The organism is Cellulosimicrobium cellulans (genome assembly GCF_042723955.1).
GTDB classification, from domain to species: domain Bacteria; phylum Actinomycetota; class Actinomycetes; order Actinomycetales; family Cellulomonadaceae; genus Cellulosimicrobium; species Cellulosimicrobium cellulans_H.
This window is the reverse complement of record NZ_JBHXIC010000016.1, coordinates 33378-36575: the sequence shown is the minus strand read 5'-3', so window position 1 is coordinate 36575 and position 3198 is coordinate 33378. Positions and strand designations below refer to the sequence as shown.

Annotated in this window: 3 protein-coding genes; all 3 read left to right on the top strand. The window is 70.1% G+C overall.

What is annotated here, in order from left to right; all coding sequences use genetic code 11:
* Nucleotides 1-961: carbohydrate ABC transporter permease (locus tag ACFWH7_RS06705; protein WP_378215697.1), on the top strand; the 961-nt coding region annotated here is incomplete at its 5' end.
* A gap of 1 nt (nucleotide 962) precedes the next feature.
* Nucleotides 963-1856, top strand: a complete 894-nt coding sequence (locus tag ACFWH7_RS06700; RefSeq protein ID WP_378215696.1) for a carbohydrate ABC transporter permease — start codon at nucleotides 963-965, stop codon at nucleotides 1854-1856.
* Nucleotides 1857-1879: 23 nt separating this feature from the next.
* Nucleotides 1880-3049, top strand: a complete 1170-nt coding sequence (locus ACFWH7_RS06695) for a glycoside hydrolase family 1 protein (protein ID WP_378215695.1) — start codon at nucleotides 1880-1882, stop codon at nucleotides 3047-3049.
* Nucleotides 3050-3198: the final 149 nt, after the last annotated feature.

Below are 3198 nucleotides of genomic sequence, written 5' to 3'. Positions count from 1 at the left end.
GTTTTGTTTATTTCAATCTCCCACCCCCCATCACCCCCCCCCGCCGCGCGGGGGCCGGCGGGCGCGCCGCGCCGCCCCCCCCGTCCACCGGCGACGGCAAGCACTCGTCGCCTGGCTGTTCGCTCTCCCGTTCGTCGCGGTCTTCGCGGTCTTCATGCTCGGACCGCTGCTCGCGTCGTTCGGGATGTCGTTCTCGGACCTCACGATCCGTGACATCAAGACGCCGTTCGCGGTGAACTTCGTCGGGCTCGAGAACTTCACCGGCGTCTTCCAGGACGAGCTCTTCCGCAAGGCGCTGCTCAACACCTTCTACTTCGTCCTCGTCGGCATCCCGCTGACGATGGTGCTCGGCCTCGCCCTGGCCGTCGCGCTCAACTCGGGGATCGAGAAGTTCCGCAGCGTCTTCCGGGTCGGCTTCTACACGCCGGTCGTGACGTCGATCGTCGCCGTGGCGGTCGTCTGGCGGTTCATCCTCCAGGACTCCGGCCTCGTCAACACCGTGCTCGGCTGGGTCGGCATCGACGGGCCGGACTGGCTCAACGACAGCGCGACGGCGATGCCGTCGATCATCGTCATGGCGGCCTGGCGCAACATGGGCACGCTCATGATCATCTTCCTGGCCGGCCTCCAGGCGATCCCGCGCGACGTCTACGAGGCCGCCGAGGTCGACGGCGCCGGCTCGTGGCGCCGGTTCCGTTCGATCACGGTCCCGCTCATGCGCCCGACGCTGCTGCTCGGCGCCGTGCTGCTGTCGGTCGGCTTCCTCCAGGTGTTCGAGGAGCCCTTCGTCATGACCAAGGGTGGCCCGGTCAACTCCACGCTGACCATCAGCTACTACGTCTACAACCAGTTCGGGTATGGCAACTACGCGTTCGCCTCCGCGGCCGCGTACGTCCTGTTCGCGCTGATCGCCGCGCTGGCCGCCGTCCAGTTCCGCCTGCTGCGGTCGAAGGAGGATTGACATGACCGTCACGTCCTCGCGGACCACCCCCGCGACGTCGACGCCGGAGGGCGCGCCACGCCGTCGGCCGCGGCGCCCCGTGCGCTGGTCGCGCGGCGCCACGTACACCGCGCTCGTCGTCGGGCTGCTCCTGACCCTCATGCCGTTCATCTGGATGGCGCTCGGCAGCTTCAAGACGCAGGGCGAGCTGCTCCAGCGCCCCATCACGTGGTGGCCGCAGAACCCGACCCTCGACAACTACGAGCGGTGGCTCTCCCAGCTCAACTACGGGCAGTACTTCACCAACTCGATCGTCGTGGCCGTCGCCGTGGTGCTCGGCAACATCGTCTTCTGCTCGATGGTCGGCTACGCCCTGGCGAAGATGAGCTTTCCCGGCAAGCGGGTGCTGTTCGCCCTCGTCATGCTCACGCTCATGGTCCCGGGCGTCGTCACGCTCGTGCCGATGTTCGTGCTCGTGTCCAACATGGGGCTCGTCAACACCTACCCTGCGCTCATCCTGCCGTTCCTCGCCGGGCCGCTCGGCGTGTTCCTCATGCGGCAGTTCATGCTCGGCATCCCGGACGCGCTCATCGAGGCCGCCCGGATCGACGGCGCCGGCGAGTTCCGGGTCTTCTTCCGGATCGTGCTGCCCCAGTGCGGGCCGCCGCTCGCGACGCTGAGCATCCTCACGTTCCTCGGGTCGTGGAACAACTTCCTCTGGCCCCTGGTCGTCGCGCAGACCGAGAACATGTACACCCTCCCGGTCGCGCTCTCGCTGTACTCGGTCGGCTCGAACGGCACCTACTACGGCCTGCTCATGGCCGGGTCCGTGCTCGTCGTGACGCCGATCCTCATCCTGTTCCTGTTCCTGCAGCGCTACTTCGTGCAGGGCATCGCCATGACCGGCATCAAGTGACCGGCGACCGACGAGGAGAGCCTGTGTCGATCACCTTCCCCGAGTCCTTCCTCTGGGGCGCCTCGACGGCGGCCCACCAGATCGAGGGCAACAACGTCAACAGCGACTGGTGGGCGCGCGAGGTCGACCCGGCCTCGACGCTCGCCGAGCCGTCCGGCGACGCCGCCGACTCCTACCACCGGTACGCCGAGGACGTCCGGCTGCTGGCCGAGTCCGGGCTCACCGCGTACCGGTTCTCGATCGAGTGGGCGCGCATCGAGCCCGCCGAGGGCCGCTTCTCGCGCGCCGAGCTCGACCACTACCGCCGCATGATCGACTGCTGCGTCGAGCACGGCGTCACGCCGCTCGTCACGCTGCACCACTTCACGTCGCCGCGCTGGTTCGCGGAGGACGGCGGCTGGACCGACCCGCGGTCCGTCGAGCGGTTCGCGCGGTACGTCGAGCACGTGCTGCCGCTGCTCGACCGCGCGTCGCACGTGTTCACCATCAACGAGCCGAACATCCTCGCGATGATGGTCACGGCCGCCAAGGGCGCCGAGCAGCTCCAGGCCGGCTCGATGCACGCGCCCGACCCGGTCGCGACCGAGCACCTCATCGCCGCGCACCGTCGGGCCGTCGAGCTCGTGCGGACCGTCGGGGTGCCCGTCGGGTGGCCCGTCGCGCCGCAGCAGTTCTTCGCCGACCCGGGCGCCGAGGAGGTCCTGCGCGAGTACGCCTACCCGCGCGAGACCGTCTTCCTCGAGGCCGCGCGCGGCGACGACTTCATCGCCGTCCAGGCCTACACGCGCACGCGCATCACCGTCGACGGCCCGCTGCCCGCACCGGAGGACTCCGAGAAGACGCTCACCGGGTGGGAGTACTACCCGGCCGCCATCGCCGAGGCCGCGCGCCTCGGGCACGAGATCACCGGACTGCCGGTCCTCGTCTCCGAGAACGGCATCGCGACGGCCGACGACGCGCGTCGCATCGACTACACGCGCGACGCCCTGCGCGCGCTGCACGCCGAGATGGAGACGGGCCTCCCGCTGTTCGGCTACCTCCACTGGTCGCTGCTCGACAACTACGAGTGGGGCTCGTTCGCACCCACGTTCGGGCTCGTCGGGTGGGACCCGGAGACGTTCGAGCGCATGCCCAAGCCCAGCCTCGGGTGGCTCGGTGGCGTCGCCCGCGGCACGGTCTCGCTCGACGACTGACACGACGCGGTCACGACCCCGCGCCGCACTCCCTCGCAGTCACGACGCGGGGGGGGGGGGGCGGGGGCGACGGGGACCCGGACGCGGGCGGGGGGGGCGCGGGCGGCGCCAACCCCCCCGCCGGCGAGTGGGGCTGGGCGCGGCGCGGG